Origin of the sequence: Rhizobium ecuadorense (assembly GCF_001187535.1) — a bacterium.
Classification (GTDB): Bacteria; Pseudomonadota; Alphaproteobacteria; order Rhizobiales; family Rhizobiaceae; genus Rhizobium; species Rhizobium ecuadorense.
Window position 1 is genome coordinate 1 of the sequence record NZ_LFIO01000522.1, and the last position, 219, is coordinate 219.

Annotated in this window: 1 pseudogene; it reads left to right on the plus strand. The window is 61.2% G+C overall.

From position 1 onward, the window contains the following. Nucleotides 1–151, plus strand: a pseudogene (locus tag AF337_RS45290) (GNAT family N-acetyltransferase); the annotation flags it as partial. Between the last annotated feature and the right edge of the window lie 68 nt (nt 152–219).

The window sequence follows — 219 nt, forward strand, 5'->3', positions numbered from 1 at the left end:
CGCCTCTGTCGAAGTGCTTTTCCGTCCCGACAAGCTCGGCTGGGACGGTGTTCCGCAACCGTTGGAAAGCGGCACGAAGTTGATGCTGCGCGGGCTCGGCCATGCCACCCCGGATTTTCCGGCGATGTTGTCGCCGATGGCGGAATTCTAGAGCAGTTCCAGCAAAACTGCGCAGCGGTTTTGCGACCGAGTGGATGATGATGTGCGGCGGTGGGAGAC